At 50.9% G+C, this 22217-nt stretch carries 19 protein-coding genes; 1 reads left to right on the top strand and 18 read right to left on the bottom strand.

Features of this window, described 5'->3' with window-relative positions; all coding sequences use genetic code 11:
- Window positions 1–3: 3 nt before the first annotated feature.
- Complete coding sequence (locus tag KH172YL63_RS02645) at window positions 4–306, top strand: AbrB/MazE/SpoVT family DNA-binding domain-containing protein (protein ID WP_173104654.1); 303 nt, start codon at window positions 4–6, stop codon at window positions 304–306.
- A gap of 58 nt (window positions 307–364) precedes the next feature.
- Here the strand turns inward: KH172YL63_RS02645 and thrB are convergent, their stop codons facing one another.
- The 18 genes from thrB to hppD form a co-directional block, all read right to left on the bottom strand.
- Window positions 365–1300 carry a homoserine kinase gene (gene thrB / locus KH172YL63_RS02640; RefSeq protein WP_173104653.1) on the bottom strand — a complete coding sequence of 312 codons (936 nt, stop codon included), beginning with the start codon at window positions 1298–1300 and terminating at the stop codon, window positions 365–367.
- A complete protein-coding gene (gene thrC, locus KH172YL63_RS02635; protein ID WP_173104652.1) occupies window positions 1297–2358 on the bottom strand; it encodes a threonine synthase in 1062 nt (353 codons plus the stop codon). The genes thrB and thrC overlap by 4 nt, the downstream gene beginning before the upstream one ends.
- Window positions 2355–3653, bottom strand: a complete 1299-nt coding sequence (locus KH172YL63_RS02630; RefSeq protein ID WP_173104651.1) for a homoserine dehydrogenase — start codon at window positions 3651–3653, stop codon at window positions 2355–2357. The genes thrC and KH172YL63_RS02630 overlap by 4 nt, the downstream gene beginning before the upstream one ends.
- Before the next feature lie 758 nt (window positions 3654–4411).
- The gene (ilvA, locus tag KH172YL63_RS02625; RefSeq protein WP_232066103.1) at window positions 4412–5395 is read right to left on the bottom strand and encodes a threonine ammonia-lyase; all 984 of its coding nucleotides are present in this window, start codon (window positions 5393–5395) and stop codon (window positions 4412–4414) included.
- Window positions 5395–6000, bottom strand: a complete 606-nt coding sequence (leuD, locus tag KH172YL63_RS02620) for a 3-isopropylmalate dehydratase small subunit (protein ID WP_173104650.1) — start codon at window positions 5998–6000, stop codon at window positions 5395–5397. Before leuD ends, ilvA begins: the two co-directional genes overlap by 1 nt.
- An 11-nt stretch (window positions 6001–6011) precedes the next feature.
- Window positions 6012–7427 carry a 3-isopropylmalate dehydratase large subunit gene (gene leuC / locus KH172YL63_RS02615; RefSeq protein WP_173104649.1) on the bottom strand — a complete coding sequence of 472 codons (1416 nt, stop codon included), beginning with the start codon at window positions 7425–7427 and terminating at the stop codon, window positions 6012–6014.
- Between the two features lie 45 nt (window positions 7428–7472).
- The gene (gene leuB / locus KH172YL63_RS02610) at window positions 7473–8585 is read right to left on the bottom strand and encodes a 3-isopropylmalate dehydrogenase (RefSeq protein ID WP_173104648.1); all 1113 of its coding nucleotides are present in this window, start codon (window positions 8583–8585) and stop codon (window positions 7473–7475) included.
- A gap of 50 nt (window positions 8586–8635) precedes the next feature.
- On the bottom strand, window positions 8636–10183 hold the full coding sequence (locus KH172YL63_RS02605) for a 2-isopropylmalate synthase (RefSeq protein ID WP_173104647.1): 1548 nt from the start codon (window positions 10181–10183) through the stop codon (window positions 8636–8638).
- Complete coding sequence (gene ilvC / locus KH172YL63_RS02600; protein ID WP_173104646.1) at window positions 10170–11201, bottom strand: ketol-acid reductoisomerase; 1032 nt, start codon at window positions 11199–11201, stop codon at window positions 10170–10172. The genes KH172YL63_RS02605 and ilvC overlap by 14 nt, the downstream gene beginning before the upstream one ends.
- A gap of 49 nt (window positions 11202–11250) precedes the next feature.
- Window positions 11251–11775, bottom strand: coding sequence for an acetolactate synthase small subunit (ilvN, locus tag KH172YL63_RS02595; RefSeq protein ID WP_173104645.1), 525 nt, complete (start codon window positions 11773–11775; stop codon window positions 11251–11253).
- Complete coding sequence (gene ilvB, locus KH172YL63_RS02590; protein ID WP_173104644.1) at window positions 11772–13493, bottom strand: acetolactate synthase large subunit; 1722 nt, start codon at window positions 13491–13493, stop codon at window positions 11772–11774. The genes ilvN and ilvB overlap by 4 nt, the downstream gene beginning before the upstream one ends.
- A 372-nt stretch (window positions 13494–13865) precedes the next feature.
- Window positions 13866–15533 carry a dihydroxy-acid dehydratase gene (ilvD, locus tag KH172YL63_RS02585; protein WP_173104643.1) on the bottom strand — a complete coding sequence of 556 codons (1668 nt, stop codon included), beginning with the start codon at window positions 15531–15533 and terminating at the stop codon, window positions 13866–13868.
- Between the two features lie 15 nt (window positions 15534–15548).
- Window positions 15549–16448, bottom strand: coding sequence for a branched-chain-amino-acid transaminase (gene ilvE / locus KH172YL63_RS02580; protein WP_173104642.1), 900 nt, complete (start codon window positions 16446–16448; stop codon window positions 15549–15551).
- A gap of 580 nt (window positions 16449–17028) precedes the next feature.
- Window positions 17029–18174, bottom strand: a complete 1146-nt coding sequence (locus tag KH172YL63_RS02575) for a homogentisate 1,2-dioxygenase (protein WP_173104641.1) — start codon at window positions 18172–18174, stop codon at window positions 17029–17031.
- Window positions 18140–19105, bottom strand: a complete 966-nt coding sequence (locus KH172YL63_RS02570) for a fumarylacetoacetate hydrolase family protein (RefSeq protein ID WP_173104640.1) — start codon at window positions 19103–19105, stop codon at window positions 18140–18142. Before KH172YL63_RS02570 ends, KH172YL63_RS02575 begins: the two co-directional genes overlap by 35 nt.
- A gap of 6 nt (window positions 19106–19111) precedes the next feature.
- Window positions 19112–19723 carry a flavin reductase family protein gene (locus KH172YL63_RS02565; protein WP_173104639.1) on the bottom strand — a complete coding sequence of 204 codons (612 nt, stop codon included), beginning with the start codon at window positions 19721–19723 and terminating at the stop codon, window positions 19112–19114.
- Complete coding sequence (hisC, locus tag KH172YL63_RS02560) at window positions 19724–20833, bottom strand: histidinol-phosphate transaminase (RefSeq protein ID WP_173104638.1); 1110 nt, start codon at window positions 20831–20833, stop codon at window positions 19724–19726.
- Between the two features lie 158 nt (window positions 20834–20991).
- Window positions 20992–22107, bottom strand: a complete 1116-nt coding sequence (gene hppD / locus KH172YL63_RS02555; protein WP_173104637.1) for a 4-hydroxyphenylpyruvate dioxygenase — start codon at window positions 22105–22107, stop codon at window positions 20992–20994.
- Between the last annotated feature and the right edge of the window lie 110 nt (window positions 22108–22217).

The following is a 22217-nucleotide window of genomic DNA, read 5'->3' as shown; positions in this document are numbered from 1 at the left end:
AACATGTCGAGCATGGTGTGCGAAACCAGAACATTCAATAAAAGCGGCACAATCACCCTTCCATATAAATGGAGACAGCAGTTCGGACTGCTTCCGGGAAGACTCGCAGAGCTCATCTATCGGAACAATTGCCTGACGATCAAGCAGGCTGTGACCGAATCCACCCATAACAAGCGGTACATCTCAGAAAAAGGAACGGTACACATCCCAAAAGAACTCCGGGACGAAATGGGCATCACCCATCACTCCCCCTACTCCATACACATCAACGAAAAAGAAAAATGCTTTGTGATCAAGACGGAGTAGCACGCTCCCACCGGATCTCAGCCATATGAACAAAAGTGAAGGTCCGCCCCTCAACGCATTAAAGCGATGAGGGACGGACCTTCGGTTGTACGTTGGTGATTGTGCTTCCGCTTTGGGCGATCGAGAGCCTGCGCACGTCCATACGGGGGAAGGATTGCTCCAATTGCCTGAAAAGCCATTCCCCTGCTTCCCGCTCCACGAAGCAGGCAATCGTCGGTCCGGCACCGCTCAGGGCGGTTCCAAATGCACCGAATCGGTTGGCCACCTCTTCCACTGCCTCGTAATGGGGGATGAGCTTCTTTCTATATGGTTGATGATAGCGATCACGCTTCATCATCTTTCCGGCCGTCTCCCAATCCCCAGTCAGAAACGCCGCAACCAACACATTCGATATCGCACCAGCCCCCACGGCTTCGCCGAAGGAAAGGGTGGATGGAAGGACATTCCTCGAATCGGATGTTTTCAGTTCGTCTTTCGGGATGACACATACGACATCGATGGGCAGGTCCGGCACCGAAATCATACCTACACCCTTTTCATGCTGACAGCTGACGACGAATCCGCCATAAAGAGATGCCCCGACATTGTCTGGATGACCTTCAAACCGGTTTGCAATGGAGAGCTTCTGATCCAGTGACAAGTTCAGCCCGCACAAGGCATTGGCAAGCTCCACTCCTGCGACGACCGCAGCCGCACTCGATCCCAGTCCCCTTGTCAAAGGGATATCGCTCTTCACATATAGGTGGCATGGAGCAGGTTTCCGCCCATATTCCGCTGCCACCTCCTTTGCCACTTCAACGATGAAGTGGGTATCATCGGATGGAAAGATTTCAAGAGCGGCCGAAAGCGGAATCACCTTCCATTCTTCCGCTTCATGTGCTTCTACGGTCAAAAATATATTCAACGCAAGGCCGAGCGAATCGAAGCCGGCACCTAAATTAGCCGTACTTCCCGGGACGGTGATTTTGAAGGAACGGGGCTCCCGGCCTCTCATACCCCGATTGTCCCTTTAATATGGTCCTTGACCAATTCACGGTCCCGGGGGAGGGTAATCGGTCTGACCGGACTGCACTCCATCGCTGTCACAGGATCTTTCAATCCATTGCCCGTCAGGACTGCGACGATCTTCGTTCCTTTTTCGATGAGCCCTTTTTCTAAAGATTTCTTGATTCCTGCAATCGAAGCACATGAAGCCGGTTCGGCAAAGATCCCTTCCCTGCTTGCCAGGAGCTGATAGGCTTCAAGGATCTCTTCATCGGTCACTTCATCGATATGACCGTCCGATTCCTTCAGCGCATCCACCGCGAGATTCCAGCTTGCCGGGTTTCCGATGCGGATCGCCGTCGCAACCGTTTCAGGCTCCGGAAACACCCGGTCGTGAACGAGCGCTGCCGCACCGGATGCCTCAAATCCGAACATCCGGGGCAGACTCGTGGCTTTATGCTCATGGTATTCCTTGAACCCTTTCCAGTAAGCAGAAATGTTACCGGCATTGCCCACCGGAATCGCAAGCACATCAGGCGCTTCACCGAGTCCTTCAACGACCTCGAAGGCAGCCGTCTTCTGTCCTTCCAGTCTGTACGGGTTCACCGAATTCACGAGTGTGACCGATTCTGTTTCACTTAATTCCCGTACAATTTCAAGGGCTTCATCAAAATTCCCTTGGATCGAAATGATCTCCGCTCCGTACATGACAGCCTGTGCGAGTTTCCCCTGGGCGATTTTCCCCTCGGGGATGACGACGATACATTTGATGCCTGCCCGTGCAGCATAGGCGGCAGCGGATGCCGAAGTGTTGCCCGTTGATGCACAGATGACCGTCGAACTTCCCGCTTCCACCGCTTTCGCCACTGCCAGTACCATCCCACGGTCCTTAAAGGAGCCTGTCGGATTCGCGCCCTCGACCTTCGCAAACAGCTCGATGCCCCATTCTGCCGACAGAGTCTTCAGCTCGACCAACGGCGTGTTGCCTTCATTTAAGCTTAACAATGGTGTATCAGCCTTTAACGGCAGATGCTCTCTGTACTCTTCCAACAGTCCTTTCCATCTCATCCTTTTTCGCCCCCTTCCACACGGTATGAACTTACAATTGCATGCATCGCCCCGTCATCCTTCAGCTCCATCAAAATATCTTCATAATGATCAAGGGATGCTTTATGAGTGACCACGACGACTTCAGCCAAGCCTTCCCGGTCCAGCGGGTTCTGAAGGATTTTCTCGAAACTGACTCCGTGATCCGAGAAGATAGACGTCAATTTGGCCAATACGCCGACTTCATCTTTGACATGAAGTCTCAGGAAATACTTTGAATGAATCTCATCCCGCTCTTTCAGTCTTTTCGGGAACTGGGGATTCACTGCACTCTTCCCATTGACGCCGAGCCTCATATTCTTCATGATCCCCACCATGTCCGATACGACGGCAGTCGCTGTCGGAAGGCTCCCTGCGCCCGGTCCATAAAACATCGTCTCTCCTACCGCTTCACCGTACACATAGACGGCGTTGTACTCATCATGTACAGAGGCGAGCGGATGCTCATTTTTCAACAATGTCGGTTCCACGCTGACTTCCACCTTATCCCCTTCACGGTGGGCATAGCCGATGAGCTTCATTGTGTAGCCAAATTGTTCGGCGTACTGGATATCATCACCGGTCACCCCCGTGATACCTTTCACTTTTACATCGGCAAGATCCACATTCATCGAAAATCCGAGCGTCGAAAGGATCGCCATCTTCCTCGCCGCATCCAATCCGCCGACATCAGCTGTCGGGTCTGCCTCCGCATAGCCTAAGTCCTGCGCTTCTTTCAGGACATCATCGAAGGTCCGTCCCTCTTTTGTCATCTTTGTCAAAATGAAGTTGGTCGTCCCGTTGACGATCCCCATCATTTTCGTGATCCGGTCAGAAGCAAGGCCGTCTACTAAACTCCTTAAAATCGGGATGCCCCCTGCGACACTCGCTTCGTAAAATAGATCACAGCCATTTTCCGACGCCGCCTTCAGCAATTGGGGTCCATGGAGTGCCATCAGATCCTTGTTCGCCGTCACCACATGCTTTTTCTCGTTTAGCGCCTGAAGGAGATGTTCCTTCGTGTCTTCAATGCCGCCCATCACTTCGACCACGATATCAATCTCCGGATCAAACAGGACATCGTCAGGGTTCAAGGTCAGAATGCCGCGCTCAATATCCATTCCCCTGTCTTTGTTCATATCCTGAACGAGCGCCTTCTTCACTTTCACAGGACAGCCGATTTGATGGGATAATTTATCCTGATGACTCTCAACAATTTTCACCACTCCGGCTCCTACCGTCCCAAGTCCTAAAAGTCCGATTGAAATTGATTCCATAAGTCGAAAACCTCCATTTGTATATTTCTGATGTACATTTGTTCTTCTATAGTGGACATTATAGTTGAAAAAATTACCTATTACAATAGGTATTTGTTTGTTTTTAAAATGTAAGAGCTTTCAATTTTAATAGATTGGGGGATTGGTTATTTTGGTCAGTCTATTGCCTGGCAGGGACGTGTCGTTTCTATTATTTCTGCTTAAGAATGGGGATTTTCGCTTCGAGTTGAACTGATTTCGGGAAAATGTTTGCCATTTTTCAAAGTTTAATAGTGAGAGCCCCCGTTCGTGGCGTCTATTGACCACTTACCGGGTCTCATCGAGGGTGAATTGCGTAACTTTCACTGGTTATTGCGCAACTTTCGGTATTTATTGCGTGAGTTTTGACATTTATTGCGTGACTTTCAGCATGTATTGCGTAATTGCCATGTTGTGCCGTTCCCCCCATGCGTATAGCGCAATTGCCTTGTTGTGCCGCTTCCCCTCATACGTATTCCGCAATTTCCATGCTGTGCAACTGCCCCCCATGCGCATATCGCAATTGCCATGCTGTGCAACTGCCCCCCATGCGCATTCCGCAATTTCCATGTTATGCCGCTGCCCCTGATGCATATTGCCTAATTTCCATGTTCCGCCACTTCCCCCCATACATTGCGCAAGCGCCATATTGCCGCTGCCCCCACACCAATCGCACAACCCCCCCCTTAAAAAAACAAAACCGCCCCCGACTAAGCCCATAGCCGGAAGCCGTCTCATTATTAAACGATATGGTGCAGTTGCCGCGCCATTTTCGATAAGTCCCTGTACACGGGGATTTTGCTCGGATCGGCATTGCCGCCGCTGATGACGCAGCCGACTTTCTTTCCTTGCACGTTGACTTTTTTGCACATGGCTGCCGCAAGGGATGCGGCACCGGCTCCTTCGACGAGGGTTTTCTCCCGCTGCAGCATGAACATGATGCTGTAGGAGATTTCTTCATCGGTGACCGTGACCATGTCATCTACGTATTTTTTAATAATCGGGAATGTGAGTTCTCCCGGCTTCTTCACAAGGATCCCGTCTGCGATCGTGTGTACGTGTTCGAGGGGACCTTTGTTCCTCCCGGTAAAGAAGTTGTACGTAGCAGGCGCTCCCAGTGCCTGCACGCCGACAATTTGCACCCGGGGGTTGAACGCCTTTACGGCAAGGGCCATGCCTGCAAGCAGCCCGCCTCCCCCGACGGGTACAAGGATCATGTCCAGATCACTGAGTTGCTGAAGCATTTCCAGTGCGACCGTCCCTTGACCGGCCATCACTTTATGGTCATCAAATGCATGAACATACGTTGAGCCCTTTCTGACTTTCTCTTCGAGTGCTGCCCCGTAGGCTTCCTGATAGGTGTCGCCTGTCAGGACGATTTCGGCTCCGTAATGTTTCGTTGCCGCCACTTTCGTTGAAGGTGTCCGTTTCGGCATGAAGATCTTTGAGGGGACCCCCCGCTTAGAGGCGGCTAGTGCCACCCCCTGGGCGTGGTTGCCGGCAGATGCGGCGATGATTCCCCTCCCTGCTTCTTCTTCTGACAATGACATGATTTTATTCATTGCGCCCCTGACTTTGAATGAACCTGTTCTCTGCAGGTTTTCCATTTTCAAATAAACCTCTCCGCCTGTGAACGAATTCAGCGTCGATGATTGTTTCAAAGGTGTCCGGTGCACCTGATGACTGATTCTTTCCATCGCTTCTACAACTTCAGTGCTATCCATTAAATTCCCAAGTCACTCACCTCATATTTGTTTTCGTATTCTTCGATTTTTGTGCCGTAATGCAGGGTCAAATCTATTTCGTCAAGCCCCTTCAGGAGCATCGTCTTCCAGTACGGATCGATTTCAAACCGGGCGGTCAGCCCTTCAGAATCTCTTATCTCCTGTTTCTCAAGTGAGACGTCAATTGTATAGGAATCGGACTGTCGTTCATTTTTCATGAACGCATCCACGATGGCATCGTCTAGCCGGATAGGCAGGATTCCATTTTTCAAGCAGTTGTTAAAAAAGATATCCGCAAAGCTTTTCGCAAGTATGACCTTGAATCCAAAATCCTGAAGGGCCCACGGTGCGTGTTCCCTTGAAGATCCGCAGCCGAAATTTTTGCCTCCAAGAAGGATTTCGGCATCCTGATATCTCGGTGTATCAAGGGCAAAATCGCTTCTGAGCGATTTCCCATCGTCTTCAAATCGCCAATGATAAAACAAGTACTGACCGAAGCCCTTCCGCTCGATTCGTTTCAGGAATTGCTTCGGGATGATCTGGTCTGTATCGACGTTGTCACGCCTTAAAGGAAATACCCTTCCTTCCACATGATTGATTGCCACTTGTACACCTCCTATGAAATCGGCATTTTCTCCAGTTTCCTCACATCGGTCAGCTTTCCGGTCACGGCAGCCGCGGCAGCCATGGACGGGCTTAACAGGTGTGTTCTTGATCCGTTACCTTGCCTGCCTTCAAAGTTCCGGTTGGACGTCGAAGCGCAGCGCTTGCCGGGAGGGACGATGTCATCGTTCATGGCAAGGCACATGCTGCATCCTGCTTCCCTCCACTGGAATCCGGCTTCTTTGAAAATGAGATCGAGCCCTTCTTCTTCTGCCGCCTGTTTCACTTTAAAAGATCCAGGCACGACCAGTGCCGTTACCCCGGCATGGACCTTTTGTCCCTTCACGACCTCGGCCGCCGCCCTCAGATCACTTAGACGTGAATTGGTACAGGAACCGATGAACACATAATCAACAGGGATGTCTTCCATCCTCATCCCCGCTTCGAGTCCCATATAATCGAGGGCCCGCTCCACCCCGTCTCTGTCAGACGGGTCACTGTAGTCTTCTGGATGAGGGACGGACCTTGAAATTCCGGCGCCCATGCCTGGATTTGTTCCCCATGTGACATGGGGCTCGATCTCTTCCCCTTTCACATGGATTCTGTGGTCATAGATCGCGTCTTCATCGCTCTTCAACCCAGTCCAATCTGCTTTGCATTGTTCAAATGATCTATCCTGTGGAAGATATCTCCTGCCTTCCAAATAGGCAAACGTCGTTTCATCGGGACTGATCAGCCCCGCCTTTGCCCCTGCTTCGATGCTCATATTACAGACGGTCATCCTTTCCTCCATCGTCAGATTGCGGATGACGTCTCCGGTGAACTCGATCACATATCCGGTGCCGAACCCGACCCCGTGCGCGGAAATAATGTGCAGGATCACGTCTTTTGCAGTGACGCCGAACCCGGTCTCCCCGGATACTTCCACCTGGAGGGTTTTCGGCTTTGACTGCCAAAGTGTTTGGGTCGCCAATACGTGCTCCACTTCACTCGTGCCGATCCCGAAGGCAAGGGCGCCGAATGCACCGTGTGTTGACGTATGGCTGTCCCCGCACACGATCGTCTTCCCAGGCTGGGTAAGCCCGAGTTCCGGCCCGATGACGTGGACGATCCCTTGATCGGGATGATCGATATCGGCAAGGGTGACACCGAATTCTTCGCAGTTTCGCTTCAACGTATCCATTTGCAGGCGGGCGATTTCATCCCTGATGATGTGACGCTCCCTCGTTGGTACGTTGTGATCCATCGTGGCGTACGTCAAGTCCGGCCGCCGGACGCTTCGCTCTTTTATACGGAGCCCCTCAAATGCTTGGGGAGACGTCACCTCATGCACAAGGTGCAGATCAATGTATAATAAGTCCGGCTTGCCCTGTTCTCTGTGTACAATATGTTTTTCCCATATCTTTTCGATGATATTTTTCCCTGCCATGGACTCCCTCCCGGTTGATTTCGTTTTTTGATTCACAATCTATTCTTATAAGTAGGCGGCGAGGATCGAGGACAGCGCATGATCCGCTTCCAGCCTTTCGACAACCAGTTGACTCATGGCACCGGTGCCGACAACGGTCCCCCGTCCCATCGTCCAGAGATCGCCTGTTCGGTATCCTGCATTCAGCACTTCCTGGACGGCCATTTCAATCATTTCAGCCTCTTCTTTTAAACCGAAGGAGTGTCTGAGCATCATCGCAACCGACAGGATCATCGCCAGTGGATTGGCTTTTCCTTTACCTGCGATATCCGGTGCAGAGCCGTGGACCGGTTCATACAGTCCGAAACCGTCGCCTCTCAGACTGGCGGAAGGGAGCATGCCGAGTGAGCCGGTGATCATGGATGCTTCATCACTGAGGATATCCCCGAACATATTCTCCGTCACAAGCACATCGAATTGCTTCGGCTGATACATCAGCTTCATGGCAGCGACGTCGACAAGCATGTGCTCCACTTCCACATCAGGGTATTCTGCCGCCACTTCATTCACGACTTCCCGCCACATTCGGCTTGTTTCCAGCACATTGGCCTTGTCGACGGAGGTGACTTTTTTCTTCCGTTTTTGTGCAAGCTTGAAGGCTTTATGAACGATCCGTTCGATTTCGCTCTTTTCATACACGAGGGTGTCGATGGCGACTTCATCCTGTTTTCCCTGGCGTCCGGACGGCTGACCGAAGTACAGGCCGCCCGTCAGTTCACGGACGATCACCAAATCCACTTCTTCGACGATTTCCCGTTTAAGGGGAGAGGCCCCCAGAAGGCTTTCAAAGGCTTTCACCGGACGAAGATTCGCGAACAGGTCAAACTCTTTCCTGATCCCGAGCAGCCCTTTTTCAGGCCGTACCTCTTTCGGGAGGTGCTCCCATTTCGGCCCTCCGACTGCACCCAGTAAAACAGCGTCGCTCTCTTTGCACAGCTTGATCGTTTCAGGAGGTAATGGTACGCCGTAACGGTCGATGGCAGAGCCGCCGATATGGCCCTTTTCGACTTCGAACTCATGCCCGAACCAGTCACCGACTGCCTTCAGTACTTCCAATGCCCCGTCCATGATTTCCTGACCAATCCCGTCTCCTGGTAGTACAGCGATTTTCTTCTTCATTAGAATTACCTCCTGTTTTTATAATAGAAGAGTCCCAAGACTCCCTTCATTTATAGACTTGCTTTCACCGCTTCTTTTTCCCTCACCGGTTTCAGGGCCGACCGGTTCACGGCGTTTAAGTATGCCCGGGCAGAAGCTTCCAATACATCCTGTGCCGTACCCCGTCCGCTTGTCTTTTCCCCGTTATATTCGAGGCGGACATACACTTCAGCCAGGGCATCCCGGCCGCCTCCGACAGAGTTGATTTTGTAATCAAGCAGCTTGGAAGGTCCCGGCAGCATCTTTTCGATTGTGTTGTAGATGGCTTCCACACTTCCGGAGCCGGTCGAAGCGAGGCGGGATACGTTTCCGTCCTCGTATTTCAACTGAATTGTCGCGGTCGGGATATTGTCCATGCCGTATTGGACCTGCATCCTTTCTAACGTGTATCCTGCCCCCTCGGTCATTTCAGTCTGTTTATTCGTCAGGATGCTGAACAGATCTTCTTCGACGATTTCCTTTTTCTTATCCGCCAAGTCTTTAAAGGTGCGGAATGCTTCGTTCAGCTTCTCCTCTGTCAGTTCAAAACCGAGTTCGACTGCCTTATTTTTAAATGCATGACGGCCGGAGTGTTTCCCGAGAACGAGACGGTTGGAAGTCACTCCGATTAGTTCAGGGGTGATGATTTCGTATGTGGTCTTCTCTTTCAGGACGCCATCCTGGTGAATGCCCGATTCATGGGCAAAAGCATTGTCCCCCACGACCGCTTTGTTGGCAGGGACCCTCATCCCCGTGAGCTTGCTGACAAGGGAACTGGTTTTCTTGATTTCATCAAGCTTCAGCCTGGTCGTCGCCCCGTAGAAATCTTCACGGATCCGAAGGGCCACCGCCACTTCTTCAAGTGCCGCATTGCCGGCACGCTCGCCGATTCCATTAATCGTTCCTTCAATCTGGTCTGCCCCGTTCTCAATCGCCGCGAGTGAATTGGCCGTCGCCATCCCAAGGTCGTCATGACAATGGGCAGATAACTTCACCCCATCGATATTCGGGACATTCTCCCTGACATACCGGAACAGTTCTCCGTATTTATGGGGCGTAATATAGCCCACGGTATCAGGCAGATTGATGACCGAAGCGCCTGCGTCGATCACCTTCTCCATGATGTTCACCAAAAAGTTGAGATCCGACCTGCACGCATCTTCTGCCGACCATTGGACGACCGGAAAAAATTTCTTTGCGTACTGCACGGCCTGGACTGCTGTCTCGATGACTTGATCCGGCCTCATCTTCAGCTTATGGGTCATATGAATCGGTGAAGTGGCAAGGAACACATGCAGTCTCGGTTCGGCGGTCCCTTTAAGGGATTCCCACACAGCGTCGATGTCACGCTGCTGTGCCCTTGCAAGTCCGGTAACCGAGCTGTGTTTAATGGTTGCACCGATCCGCTGCACCGCATCAAAGTCCCCTTTTGAAGCTGCAGGAAAACCAGCTTCAATGACATCGACACCGAGTCTTTCCAGCTGTTTTGCCACCTCGATCTTTTCGATTGTATTCAGATTCACACCGGCTGACTGTTCACCGTCACGAAGGGTTGTGTCAAAGATTTCAATGGTTCGCACTCGCTACCACTTCCTTTTCCTTTTTAGAAGGTTTTTGTACAAACGGCATCATTTTACGAAGCTCCCTCCCGACGACTTCGATCGGGTGTCTGCTTTCACGCTGGTTGATGGCGTTGAATTCCGGACGGTTCGCCTGATTCTCCAGGATCCATCCCTTCGCAAATTTTCCTGTTTGGATATCCGTCAATACTTCCTTCATGCGGGCTTTCGTTTCTTCATTCACGACCCGTGGACCTGAAACGAAATCTCCCCATTGAGCCGTGTCGGAGATCGAATAGCGCATCCCTTCCAACCCTTGCTCATACATCAGGTCGACGATCAGCTTCAGCTCATGTAAACATTCGAAATAGGCGACTTCCTTTTGATACCCTGCTTCGACAAGGGTTTCAAATCCTGCTTTTACAAGGGATGTGACCCCGCCGCAAAGGACTGCCTGCTCACCGAACAAATCGGTTTCCGTTTCTTCCTGGAAGGATGTCTCAAGGATTCCTGCGCGGCCTGCCCCGACTCCCTTTGCATACGCGAGTGCGAGTTCCGCCGCCTGACCTGTTGCATCCTGATATACCCCGAAGAGGGCAGGTACCCCGGCCCCTTCTTCAAACGTTCGTCTGACAAGATGCCCCGGTCCTTTTGGTGCGACAAGGAAGACGTCAACCTCTTCCGGCGGAACGACTTGATGGAAATGGATATTGAAGCCGTGGGCGAATGCAAGTGCTTTTCCAGGGGAAAGGGCCGGCTTGATTTCTTCCTCATACACTTTCGGCTGATGTTCATCGGGCAGAAGGACCATGATGACGTCGGCCTGTTCGCTCGCTTCCCGGACCGGATAAACATCAAAGCCGTCTTTTTCCGCCTGGTCCCATGACTTCCCTTTCCGTAAACCGACTACAACGTCAAATCCGCTTTCCTTCAGGTTCTGTGCATGTGCGTGACCTTGTGAACCATAGCCTACTACCGCGACCTTTTTCCCTTTTAGAACCTCTTCGTTCACATCTCCGTTATAATACACCTTTACCATTTCCCTCATCCTCTCCATTTTTTTGAATAATAAGTTTATTTAAAAGGTATTAATTCACGATTGAATACTGTTTCAGATCGGTGACCGGTTTTCCATTGCCACGGGCGAATGCCGTGATCCCTGTACGTGCGATTTCCTTGATCCCATATGGCCTTAACAGATCGATGATGGCTTCTATTTTAGACGTTTCCCCTGTCACCTGAACGGTCACGCTGTCCCTTGCGACATCTATGATGGCAGCCCTGAACGGTTCTACGATCCCGTTGATTTCGGACCGGGTCTGACCTGTGCTCAGCACCTTGATGAGGGCAAGCTCCCTGGCAACGACACCCTGATCGGTGATGTCCGATACTTTGAGGACATCGATTTGTTTATGGAGCTGTTTTAACAGCTGTTCAATCTTCCGGTCATCTTCCACGTTGACGACAAAGGTCATCCGGGATATCCCTTCGACTTCCGTGTATCCGACCGAGATGCTTTCGATATTGAACTGACGCTTCGTGAACAATCCTGTCACCCGGTTCAAAACACCGCTCCGGTTGTGGACAAGGGCTGTGACAATCCGCTTCCTCATGGTTTCACCCCTAACATTTCGTGTAATCCCTTCCCTGGGGCCACCATCGGGTAGACGTTTTCCTTTGGATTCACCCAGCAGTCGATGAGTACCGGCTCATCATTTGTGAGCGCTTCTTTTAAAACAGCATCGACTTCTTCCTGGGTTTTCACTTGATATCCTTTGATGCCGTATGATTCGGCCAGCTTCACGAAATCAGGCTGCATGGAAAATACCGATTGAGAGTACCTCTCTTCAAAGAACGTTTCCTGCCACTGTCTGACCATTCCGAGCGTGCCGTTGTTGAGCAGGATCACCTTGACTGGAAGATTCAGCTCTTTCAAGAGAACCAGCTCCTGCAGGGTCATTTGGAATCCGCCGTCCCCGACGAAAGCGACGACGGTACTGGACGGGTTCGCCAATTGTGCACCGATCGCAGCCGGGAAACCGAAGCCCATCGTCCCGAGTCCGCCGGATGTGACCCAGTTGTTCGGCTTTTTGAAAGAGTAGTATTGGGCCGCCCACATCTGATGCTGCCCGACATCTGTCGTGACGACGGCTTCCCCGTTCGTCATTTCGTATACCTGCTCGATCAGGCGCTGCGGGGACAATACGTCCTGTGCCTGGTTATACCAGAATGGATAGTCCCTTTTGTACGATTTGAGATGATGGTGCCAGGCATCGAAATCCGGCTTTACGACTTCATGTTGAAGGAGCTTGGTGAGTGCCTGCTTTGCATCGGCCACGATTGGAATCTGAGTATCCACGTTCTTCCCGATCTCAGCCGGGTCGATATCGATATGGACCACCTTCGCCCTTGGCGCGAACGTGGTGAGATTCCCTGTCAGCCTGTCATCGAACCGGGCACCGATATTGATAAGAAGATCACATTCATGGATGGCCATATTGCTCGCATAACAACCATGCATTCCCGCCATTCCGAGAAACAGCGGATGATCTGCCGGAAATCCGCCCAGCCCTAGGAGGGTATGGATCACCGGGATATCATACTGCTCTGCGAATGTTTTCAGTTCCTCCGTTGCCTTTCCGTGAAGGACACCGGCACCGGCTAGGATGACCGGCTGCTTCGACACCTGGATGGCGTCGACCATCTTCTTGATTTGTAGTGGATTCGGGCTGAAGTTCGGCTGATAACCCGGCAGGTCCATCTCCACCTCGTGGGGCAGGTAAGCCTGCTGCAATGTGAGATCCTTCGGTATATCGACAAGCACCGGTCCCGGCCTGCCTGTCGAGGCGATATGAAAGGCTTCCTTGACGATCCTCGGCAGGTCCTTGATGTCCCGGACCTGATAATTATGCTTCGTGATCGGCATCGTGATGCCGACAACATCCGCTTCCTGAAAGGCATCGGTCCCGATCACACCTGAAGCCACCTGACCGGTGAAGATGACGAGTGGCAGGGAATCCATCATCGCATCTGCAATCCCGGTGACAAGATTCGTCGCCCCTGGGCCTGACGTCGCAATGACGACTCCCGGTTTCCCGGATACCCTCGCATACCCTTCCGCCGCGTGGATGGCGCCCTGTTCATGCCGTGCCAGGACATGCTTGATCGGAGCTTTGTAAAGAGCATCGTAAATCGGCAATACCGCGCCTCCAGGATATCCAAACAGAATCTCAACTCTCTCTTCCTTTAAAGCCATCATCAGCATATCAGCACCGTTGACGTTGTCTGTCAGTGTCTGTGAAGCCGGTTCTGCCTCAACTTTCGCTCTCATTGCCTATCTCTCCTCTCCTTTTTTAAAAGCTGGTTTGATTTTGCCTGAGCATTGTTCACCCAACTGATTCAAACAAAAAAGACCTTCCCACCCACTACGACAGAATTCATCTTTCGCAGGGGTGAAAAGGTCTTACATCCTTTCCACGGTACCACCCTCATTCAGAGACCGATTGATCTCCCTTTGCAGGCTGACCGGTTTCATCAGCCTTTGTTTTTGTAACGAGTAACATCTACTCGACCGTTCCTACTTGAGACGTTCAGAACGATACTCAGAGGGGATGTCGGTATTGGATGTATTACTGGTTCACAGCACCACCAGCTCTCTGAAAATACGGATTCCAATCCTTTTACCTCTTCAACGCTTTACGATCTATTCGGTTTTCAAGATGCCGCCTGTACTCGCTGATGTCACAAGCTTTGCATATCTTGCAAGATATCCTTTTTTGATTTTCGGAGGAGGCTGTACCCACTCCTGCTGCCTGAACTTCAGCTCTTCTTCTGACACCATCAGGGAAATTGTCCGATTGGTCAGGTCGATGAAGATCGGATCGCCATTTTCCACGACCCCGATCGGCCCTCCCTCAGCCGCTTCCGGTGATACGTGTCCGATGGATATGCCCCGGGATGCCCCGGAAAATCGTCCATCTGTCATGAGGGCCACTTTCTTTTCTAATCCCCGCCCTGCAATCGCAGCTGTCGGGGCAAGCATTTCAGGCATGCCAGGACCGCCCTTTGGCCCTTCGTACCTGATGACCACCACATGACCTTCCTTCACTTCGCCACTTTCGATTCCGGCAAGGGCAGCATCCTGTGATTCGTAAACGATCGCTTCTCCCATGAATGTCTTGATCGATGGGTCCACTGCCCCAACCTTGATGACACCGCCGTTAGGGGCGATATTTCCGAACAGGACGGATAATCCGCCTACCGGACTGTGGGCGTTTTCCTTACGGCGGATGACGTCATCGTTTTGAATGTGGGCATCCTTCACATTTTCATACAGTGATTTTCCGGTGATGGTGATCCGGTCTTTGTGTACGGCTTCCATCTCGCACAGCTCTTTAATGATGGCGCTGACCCCTCCGGCATTGTGCACATCCTGCATGGAGTAGTCGGAGGCCGGGCTGATCTTGGACAGATATGGGACCCTTTCAGCCACTTTATTGATCCGGTTGATGTCATAATCGATTTCTGCTTCATTGGCAATCGCAAGCGTGTGAAGGACCGTATTCGTCGAGCCTCCCATCGCCATATCCAGGGCGAACGCGTCATCGATCGTATCTTCGGTGATGATATCCCTCGGCTTGATGTCTTTTTTTACCATGTCTACAAGGTATTTCGCTGCATCCTTGATCAATTGATGCCGCTCTTCGGATGTTGCGACGATCGTCCCATTTCCGGGAGGTGCCATTCCGAGCATCTCCATCAGGGAATTCATCGAGTTCGCCGTGAACATCCCGGAGCACGATCCGCAAGTCGGACAAGCATTAGCTTCGATATCCAGCAGCTGTTCCGCCGTCATCCTTCCAGACTGATGGGCACCGACGCCTTCGAAAACGGATACGAGTGATAAAGGCTTCCCTTCACTTGATACGCCAGCTTCCATCGGACCTCCCGATACAAAAACGGAAGGGACATTCGTCCTGACCGAGGCCATCAGCATTCCCGGTGTGATCTTATCGCAGTTCGGGATATAGAATACGCCGTCAAACCAGTGGGCGTTGATGACGGTTTCCGCTGAGTCTGCAATCAGTTCCCTGCTCGGGAGCGAATATCTCATCCCGATATGTCCCATGGCGATCCCGTCATCGACACCGATTGTGTTGAATTCGAACGGGATCCCGCCTGCTTCCCGGATCGCTTCTTTCACGACTTGAGCAAATCCGTTTAAATGCATGTGACCGGGGATGATATCGATATACGAGTTACATACACCGATGAATGGTTTCTCCAAATCTTCCAGCTTCACTCCCGTCGCATACAGTAAACTGCGGTGGGGAGCACGGTCGATTCCTTTTTTGATCATGTCACTTCGCACGTCATCACCTCCAACTTAGCCAACCTGTGCATTTTGTTTGTAAACTTTTCTTCCATCCTGCGTGACAGTGTTTCTGAACTCCTGCAATAATTGGTTTGTATACTTCCCGGGCTTTCCTTCACCGATCACCCTGCCGTCCACTTTCACAACGGCGATGACTTCGGCTGCGGTTCCCGTCAAGAACACCTCATCCGCTGTATAGACATCGTGACGGGTGAAAACTTCTTCTTTCATCTCGAAGCCTAATTTCTCCGCAATCTCGATGATCGCATTACGGGTGATCCCTTCAAGCGCCCCGACATATCCAGGCGGCGTCAGGATCTTCCCTTTTTTGACGATGAAGATATTGTCTGCAGACCCTTCCGCGACATATCCCTGATCGTTCAGCATCAAGGCTTCACTGACACCTGCCAGATTCGCTTCGATTTTTACGAGAATATTATTTAAGTAGTTTAATGATTTAACCTTCGGTGACAGGACATCCGCCCGGTTCCGCCTGCTCGCTACCGTCACGATATCGATCCCAGTTTCATACAGGCTTTTCGGGAACAAGGCCAGCTGTTCGGCAATGACGATGATCTGCGGCTTCCTGCAGGTGAAAGGGTCCAGACCCAGATTTCCGACTCCCCTGGAGATGACCACCCGTATGTAGGCATTTTCCAGCTTGTTTTTCTTCAATGTATCCACAATGATGTCACCCATCTCCTGTTTCGACACTTCGATGTGCAACATGATCGATTTGGCAGAATCATAAAGGCGATCAACATGTTCTTCCAGACGGAATACGTTGCCGTCGTACATTCGAATGCCTTCGAACACTCCATCTCCATATAGAAAACCATGGTCGTACACAGATACAACTGCGTCTTCCTTTTTTACGTATTGTCCGTCTAAGTAGATCCATTGTTCGTTCATGTTCATCATCCCTTTCATGTTCACTATTTATTTTGATTATTCAGAAATTTATTCTTATAGCATGATTGCGTTGAGCCGTGGCGACGTGCAGCCGGCCGATTCCGCCGGTGACTGCCGTCCTTTCTTGACTCAGGATTTTTATATTGAGGACAATATTACGCCCGTTTTCCGGGAAGGTCAACAGCCTTTTTGTAAATTGTTTGACTATTTAGATTAATCTGATTACAGGTAAACGCTTACATCTTTGTCCTTATCGACTTTGTCGGTCGAAAAAATTTTTTGAATTTTTTTATGATCAGCCGCTTCTCTCCGCAGGCAAGATTCGGATTAATATTTTTCGACAAATTCCTTCGTGCCGGGGATTAGGAGCCTTCAACACGACTGACACATTCTCAAATATCTTTTATAATTGAGAATGTCATTTCACCTTTTTCAATTATAAAATCTTGCCACCAGTCTGCCAGATCTGTACAAACCTTGCCATGAAGGAAGGCCGGCCATTCCCTGTCCATCCATTTACCGATAACACAAAAAAGAATCAACCCAAACCACCAGCTGGTGTTTGGATTAATTCTTCTTTTTATACCCATGTGAACATATAATTGGGATCTTCGACATCGTGTGCCTGTTTGACAATCTTCAACGGTTTGAATGTATCGATCATCACGGCGAGCTCGAGGGTCTCTTTTTTGCCGATGCTCGCTTCCGTCGTTCCTGGATGAGGGCCGTGGGGAATCCCGCTTGGATGAAGGGTGATCGATCCTTCCTTAATCCCTTTCCGGCTCATGAAGTTCCCTTCCACATAGTACAGGAGCTCATCGCTGTTTACGTTGCTGTGATTATATGGGGCCGGAATCGATTCAGGATGATAATCATATAACCGCGGCACGAATGAGCACACAACGAAGTTATGGCCTTCAAACGTTTGATGGACAGGAGGCGGCTGATGGACGCGGCCGGTGATCGGTTCGAAATCCTCGATATTGAACACCCAAGGATACAAATATCCATCCCAGCCGACGACGTCGAGGGGGTGATGGTTCAATACGTGTGAATGAAGGGCACCCCTTGATTTCGTGATCACTTCGAATTCGCCCTTTTCATCCACCGTTTCAAGCTTTTCCGGTCCCCTGATATCACGTTCACAAAACGGGCTGTGCTCAAGCAGCTGCCCGTATTCGTTACGGTAACGGCGGGGCGTCGTGATCTGAGAGAAGGACTCGACGATCAGCATTTTCGTATCTTCTTCCGGGACGACACGGTAAATGGTTCCGATCGGGATCACCACATAATCACCTTTTCCGTATGTGACGGTACCGAACATCGTCTCCACTTTCCCTTTGCCAAAATGGATATAGAGCATTTCATCCCCGTCACCATTCCGGTAGAAGCTGCCCATTTCCTCGGTGACATAAGCGGTTCCGATCAACAGATCCGAATTACCGAGCAAATATTCCCGGCTCTTTAAGGCACAGCCTTTTTTCTCGACTTTGTCTGTGAAGAAATGACGATGACGAAGGGCACTGTCTTCTTCAAATTCCGGCATATAACTTCCTAAGTATTCGGTTTTCGCGACAGCTGTCGGCAAATGATGATGATAGAGGATCGACTGTGTGCCCGAGAATCCCTTCGTCCCCATCACCTGCTCCCTGTACAGCGTGCCATCATCCTTTTTAAACATAGTATGACGTTTATGGGGTATGCTCCCCAGTTGACGATAGTACATGAACTTCCCCCTCTCTTCTCTCTGCAATTCTATTCTTCAATAATCCTAATCCGGTAATCTCCAACTCCACTACATCACCGGCCTCCAGCCAGCGGTGGACCTCTGTCCCGAGTTCCAGTATGCAACCTGTTCCGACCGTACCGGAGCCGATGACCTCACCGGGATACAGGGTGACCCCCTTCGATGCCCGCTCGATCATCTCCCCGAATGTATAATGAATGTCCCGGTAGTTCCCTTCGGACAACAGCTGCCCGTTCACTTTTGCCGTCATGGACAGGTCGTAACGGTCGCCCTGCCGGTATGGTTCCAGTTCATCCTTCGTGACCAGATATGGGCCGAGGGATGTCGCGAAATCCTTCCCTTTCGCAGGACCGAGTCCGACTTTCATCTCATGCTTCTGAATGTCCCGGGCACTCCAATCGTTCATGATCAAATACCCGTATATATGATCATCCGCCTCATCCGCCGTGATGTCCCTTCCTTCTTTCCCGATGACGCAGGCGATTTCCAGCTCATAATCGAGCCACCCGCAATCAGCCGGCTTCTCGACCGTATCAAGCGGGCCTTTGACAGCCAGGTGATTCGTAAAATAGAAGACCGGGATGTCATACCATTCCGGTACCACATCGAGCCCCCTCCGCTTCCGGGCTGTCTTCACATGTTCTTCAAATGCATAGAAGTCCCTGATGCTTACGGGCCGCGGGATTGGCGATTTCAGCGTGACATCTTTCAGCTCATGCACCCCTGTTTCCCCTTTTGAAAAAGGGCCGAGCCCCCTCATTTCAGACAGCCCCTCATCACCCAGTTCGATGACGGCCGCCATCTCTTTCGGGAGTGATCCGCCGCTCACCGCATGGATATCGGCGACAAGGTTTCCCTGCAGCATTCCGGCTCTTACACTTCCATCTGTTAAAAAACTGACCAGCTTCACAAGACATCACCTTTTTCGTATCAATTCAAATGAATCGGATAATGGTTTGGTGTACATCTGACCGGCAAGCCTGCCCACCGGTTTGAGTTTCTCTGAATCGATCTTTCCATCGTAGAAGAGTTCATCTTCCACCCTGACACATTCCACCTTGCCGATGACAAGGCTCCCTGCCCCGGGGTGATCGCCGAAGTGAAGGACGTCATGAAGGACACACTCCAGCTGCACCTTGCTTTCCGTCACTCCAGGGGGCTTCACGGTGACCGACTGTCGTTTCGTCAGTCCGACCTGTTCAAATTCATCGATATCAGGGGCGAATTCCACTGCACAGTCATTCATCTCTTCCACGAATCCTTCGCTGACGATATTGATGACGAATTCCTTCGTTTTCTCGATGTTCAAAAGCGTATCCTTCTTGCTGCCGTCCTTCCCCCTTCTCATCGGAGAGAAGCAGACGAGCATCGGATCGGCGCAAATTGCCGTAAAGAAACTGTACGGTGCAAGGTTTGCCTCACCCTTTTCATCCAGGGTGGAAACAAAGGCGATCGGCCTCGGCAAAATCGAGCCGATCATGAGCTTATAAGCAGCCTGCCACTCGAGCGTATCTGGCCTGATATCCATTTACTTCACCCCTTCAGCTTGCAAAATATCCTCTATCGCTTCAACGAACCGCTCGTTATCCTCTTCTGTCCCGATCGTAACCCGGACGGTTGTCGGATACCCGAGCAGCGTGCCGGACCGGACGACGAGCCCCCTTTTCACAAGTTCGGAAGCAACCCGCTCCCCGTTCATCCCCGTATCCAGCATGATAAAGTTCGATTGTGACGGAAAATAAGAGATGCCGAGACGGTCGAATTCTTTTTCCAGATACATCCTGCCCTTTTCATTCTTATGGGTACATTCCCTTATGAACCCCTGATCCCCCAGGGCAATGACAGCCGACTGCTGTGCGACCGTATTGACATTGAAGACATCCTTCACTTTACGGAGCTGCTCAGCAATTTCTTCATTCATGACGCCGAAACCGACCCTCAGCCCTGCAAGGCCATAAATCTTTGAAAACGTCCGGAGTACGATCAGGTTGTCGAATGAAGATAGAAGCGGCAGCGTTTCTAAATAATCGTCGGTCGTCACATACTCCATGTACGCTTCATCGACGATCACAAGGATGTGAGACGGAATGCTTTCGATGAATTGAAGAAGTTCTTTCTTCCCGACGATGGTGCCGGTCGGGTTATTAGGATTGCACACAAAGATGAGCTTCGTCTTTGCCGTGATGGATCTGTACATCCCCTTGAGGTCATGTGTCCCGTCTACGAGGGGGACAGTGACCGGAATGCCTCCTTCCAATAGTACGTTCGTCTTGTACCTCGGGAACGTAACCTCCGCCATGACCGCTTCGTCCCCGCAGCTCAGGTAGGCCCTCGTCAACAAGCGGATCACCTCATCCGAGCCGTTTCCGAACAGAAGCTGTTCCCTTTGCACCCCCAGGAATTCCGATACCTTCTCACTCAGATTGACCGCCGCACCGTCCGGATACAGAAACAGATCACTTCCAATGTCTTTGAACCACTGTTTCACTTTCGGCGAGCATCCGTATATGTTTTCATTTTCCGACAGTTTTCTGATCGAACTCAGACCGTGCTCTTTCTGTAGTTCCCCAAGCGTCTTTCCCAGCACATATGGAGCGATATGGGTGACCGCTTCCCTTGTTTTAAACTTTAATGTCATTCATGCATCCCCGCTTTCTCCATGGATGAAGGGGGTTAACCCATGTGTCAGCTTGTCTTCGCCGTCCCCACCTTCAATTGGTGGAGTGAAAAAGCAGCTGATCTCTATCATGAGTGAACCCCCTGACCGGTCATTTGACCCCCGTTATATCTGTCTCTTTATAGATTGCCTCTTCGTTCCTGCTCCCGTTCAATCGACTCGAACAGCGCTTTGAAGTTCCCTTCCCCGAATCCTCTCGCACCTTTACGCTGGATCACTTCGATGAACAGCGTCGGACGGTCCACAATCGGCTTGGTGAAGATTTGCAGCAGATACCCTTCGTCGTCCCGGTCCACGAGGATATTCAACTCTTTGATCTTCGAAATCTCTTCATCGATTTCACCGACCCGCTCTGAAAGCATGTCGTAATATGAAGCAGGCGTGCTCAGGAACTCAACTCCGTTTTCTTTCAGGATGCCGACCGTCTTCACGATGTCCTCTGTCAGGATCGCGATATGCTGCACACCAGGGCCTCCGTAAAACTCAAGATATTCCTGGATCTGCGATTTCCGTTTCCCTTCTGCCGGCTCATTGATCGGGAACTTAATGCGGCCGCCGTTGTGCATAACCTTGGACATGAGGGCAGAGTACTCGGTTGTAATGTCTTCGTTTGTGAAATGGCGCATTTCTTTGAAGCCCATGACTTTCTCGTAATATTCCACCCACTCTTCCATGCGCTCCACGTTGCCGACAACATGATCGACAGCGATGATCCCTGCGTCCTCAACGTTCAGGGAAGACTCATACTTTTCAAAGCCCGGCATGAAGATCCCTTTATAATCTTTTCGTTCAACAAGTGTATGGATTGTGTCCCCGTATGTACCGATCACGGCTTTTTTGACTGTGCCGTTATCATCTTCAAGTGTGGAAGGAGGCATGATTTCAATCGCGCCACGCGTCACCGCTCCTTTGTAAGCACTTTCAACATCATCCACGACAAGCGCGATGTCTTTGATGCCGTCCCCGTGAGCTTTGACAAATTGGGCAACGCGGCTTCCTTCATGCAGGCTTCCTGTGATCACCAGACGGACTTTATTTTGTTGGAGAACGTAAGACACAGTGTCACGATTCCCTGTTTCAAGACCTGAATAGGCAACGGCCTTAAAGCCGAAAGCCGTACAGAAGAAATGAGCCGCCTGCTTTGCATTTCCGGAATAATACTCTAAATAATCAACATCTCTTACCGGGAAGATCTCTTCTACTTTTTCCTGCTTTTTAGCTACACGTTCTTGCATCGTTATCCCTCCGTAAACGTTAGTATATTCTGAATATTATATTAAATAGTTTCATAGAACTTCTCAAGAGCGGCCGGTAAAGCTGAAACGCTTCTCTGCGATGAAGTCCA

This window comes from Bacillus sp. KH172YL63, from assembly GCF_011398925.1.
GTDB lineage: Bacteria > Bacillota > Bacilli > Bacillales > Bacillaceae_B > Rossellomorea.
This window is presented reverse-complemented; position numbering and strand designations above follow the sequence as displayed.

What these genes read in the sequence shown, in the direction of transcription:
- leuB (WP_173104648.1), bottom strand. Translation starts at nt 8,585, where the DNA reads ATGAAGAAGAAAATCGCTGTACTACCAGGAGACGGGATTGGTCAGGAA.
- hppD (WP_173104637.1), bottom strand. Translation starts at nt 22,107, where the DNA reads ATGCAAGAACGTGTAGCTAAAAAGCAGGAAAAAGTAGAAGAGATCTTC.
- ilvA (WP_232066103.1), bottom strand. Translation starts at nt 5,395, where the DNA reads ATGGATAGCACTGAAGTTGTAGAAGCGATGGAAAGAATCAGTCATCAG.
- KH172YL63_RS02630 (WP_173104651.1), bottom strand. Translation starts at nt 3,653, where the DNA reads ATGGAATCAATTTCAATCGGACTTTTAGGACTTGGGACGGTAGGAGCC.
- KH172YL63_RS02645 (WP_173104654.1), top strand. Translation starts at nt 4, where the DNA reads ATGTCGAGCATGGTGTGCGAAACCAGAACATTCAATAAAAGCGGCACA.
- hisC (WP_173104638.1), bottom strand. Translation starts at nt 20,833, where the DNA reads ATGACATTAAAGTTTAAAACAAGGGAAGCGGTCACCCATATCGCTCCA.
- ilvN (WP_173104645.1), bottom strand. Translation starts at nt 11,775, where the DNA reads ATGAGGAAGCGGATTGTCACAGCCCTTGTCCACAACCGGAGCGGTGTT.
- leuC (WP_173104649.1), bottom strand. Translation starts at nt 7,427, where the DNA reads ATGGCAGGGAAAAATATCATCGAAAAGATATGGGAAAAACATATTGTA.
- ilvB (WP_173104644.1), bottom strand. Translation starts at nt 13,493, where the DNA reads ATGAGAGCGAAAGTTGAGGCAGAACCGGCTTCACAGACACTGACAGAC.
- thrB (WP_173104653.1), bottom strand. Translation starts at nt 1,300, where the DNA reads ATGAGAGGCCGGGAGCCCCGTTCCTTCAAAATCACCGTCCCGGGAAGT.
- thrC (WP_173104652.1), bottom strand. Translation starts at nt 2,358, where the DNA reads ATGAGATGGAAAGGACTGTTGGAAGAGTACAGAGAGCATCTGCCGTTA.
- KH172YL63_RS02575 (WP_173104641.1), bottom strand. Translation starts at nt 18,174, where the DNA reads ATGTACTATCGTCAACTGGGGAGCATACCCCATAAACGTCATACTATG.
- KH172YL63_RS02565 (WP_173104639.1), bottom strand. Translation starts at nt 19,723, where the DNA reads ATGGATATCAGGCCAGATACGCTCGAGTGGCAGGCTGCTTATAAGCTC.
- ilvC (WP_173104646.1), bottom strand. Translation starts at nt 11,201, where the DNA reads ATGGTAAAGGTGTATTATAACGGAGATGTGAACGAAGAGGTTCTAAAA.
- ilvE (WP_173104642.1), bottom strand. Translation starts at nt 16,448, where the DNA reads ATGAACGAACAATGGATCTACTTAGACGGACAATACGTAAAAAAGGAA.